The 1867-nt window shown below is 45.7% G+C and carries 2 protein-coding genes and 1 pseudogene; all 3 read left to right on the plus strand.

All coding sequences use genetic code 11. The annotated features are described in order from the left end of the window. Positions 1 to 417: pseudogene (locus LI114_RS13360) on the plus strand (type IV secretory system conjugative DNA transfer family protein); the annotation flags it as partial. Further along, positions 417 to 1421, plus strand: a complete 1005-nt coding sequence (locus LI114_RS13365) for a hypothetical protein (protein ID WP_227221078.1) — start codon at positions 417 to 419, stop codon at positions 1419 to 1421. The pseudogene LI114_RS13360 and the gene LI114_RS13365, both read left to right, overlap by 1 nt. Positions 1422 to 1438: 17 nt before the next feature. Beyond that, positions 1439 to 1678, plus strand: coding sequence for a DUF6103 family protein (locus tag LI114_RS13370; protein ID WP_118158291.1), 240 nt, complete (start codon positions 1439 to 1441; stop codon positions 1676 to 1678). The last annotated feature ends 189 nt before the right edge of the window (positions 1679 to 1867 follow it).

Raw genomic sequence — 1867 nt, forward strand, 5'->3', positions numbered from 1 at the left:
ATGTCCAATCAACTTTTAGGCAAGGGAAATACAGTTGCGGCTATTGACGAGCTGTATTTGTTTCTTACAAACATGACGGCGATAGAATATATCCGCAACGGCATGAAGCGTGTACGTAAAAGGGAGTCCTCGTTTATTCTGGCAAGTCAGAACATTGAGGACTTCCTGCTGCCTGAGATCAAGGAGTTCACCAAGCCGCTGTTCAGTATTCCAAGTCACCATTTTCTGTTCAATCCCGGAAACATTTCTCCGACTGCTTTTATTGATACTTTGCAGCTTGAAGAATCGGAGTACGGCTTGATAAAGTATCCCGAACGTGGCACTTGTCTTTACAGGTGCGGAAATGAGAGGTATTTGCTACAGGTTATTGCTCCGCAGTATAAGGCGGCGATGTTTGGAAACGGTGGTGGTCGGTAATGTCTGCAACAGTTGCGGCGGTTCTGAAAAAGATAGCCATATATATTCTTGGTGACGAGAAAAAACGAGGAAAGCTGTTTGTGTTGATCGGGAGTATCGCCGCAGGCTTTCTTGTACTGATGTGCCTGCCCGTAGCTGTGCTTTCGAGCATGGGCAGCATGGAAATCGAGCAACCTGAAATTAACGCTGAAATGTTCAGCGATTCGGCTTTGTTTGAAAGCCTTGACAGCGAACAGCAGGCGAAAATAACCGAAATTCAAAACAGCGGTCAGGAAATCGAGGACGCCATGAGTGGCGCAGGAGTTCGCTCTCAGACCATAAAAGCACAGCTGATATATATGTCATACTTCGGTGACGTGCAAAATTTCAATGCGGAATCCTATGCCAACCTGTTTGCTGTTGCTCCGAATGACAGCGATTTGATAACTGCGATAAATTCAACTTACGGCTTGGAGATCGGCTATGACGAATTTATGAGAACCTACACTTGGGTGATGAATTCTACGATCAACGGGTATATGTTCAGCGATGAAAGCACAAAGAACTGCGCCGATCTTGCGGCTTGGGCGGAGAATGCGTACATCTCAGGCTGGGGATTTAAGCAGGGTGCAATCGGAAATCGTGACTATGTTGACCGCATCAGATATGCTGATAATGCAGGGCTTATGCTTGGTTATCTGAATTACAATCCCGATGAAAAGTCGTTTGGAAATCAGTTTCAGACGCTTGTTTTCACCGAGCAAGGCAGTCTTGATACCATGCCTGAGGTCGCAGGTATAGGACTGTTTGACGGCAGTCAGCATGGGATATATGTCGGTGACGGCGAGGTGATTTACTGTTCCGAATCAGCAGGATATGTGACAAAAGACCTTGTTTCAAACGGCGGTTGGGTAAGTTGGTGTACCTATGAGGGCGTGGATTATCCGCAAGAAGTTTTGGATTTGATTGACGGAACGGAGGTTGATTCGGAAAATGACAGCGGTGAAAATTCCGCAGAAAACTAATTTGAATGGAGTGTGATATGATGAAAAAATTGGTTTCGGTATCGGTAAGCGAGGAAAAATTATCGGCAATTGAAATGTATTTAGAGCAGAAAAATACAACGCTTTCGGCTGAGCTTGAAAAGTATGTTGAGCAGATTTACAGCAAAAATGTACCTCAAAACGTCCGTGATTTCATTGACATGATGTCGGCAAAAAAGCCTGCAAGAAAGCCGAAAAGCTCCTCGCCTGCCGAAACGGAAAAGCTGTCTGAGCAGTAACTCGCCGCAGTTCGCACAGTGTCGCATCGTGAGGCAAAGTAAGGCGGTGGGTGGGGTAAGTTTACCATAGGAGGGGTTGAACGGCTTTGTGGGCATTTGTCGCAAAGTTTGAGAATGGTGGGAATCAGGAGATTTCGGGTGGGTTTATGAGGGCAAAGCCAATAGGATTGGCTTAAATATTATATTGCA

It is taken from the genome of Ruminococcus sp. 210702-SL.1.03 (assembly GCF_020559915.1).
Classification (GTDB): Bacteria; Bacillota; Clostridia; order Oscillospirales; family Ruminococcaceae; genus YE71.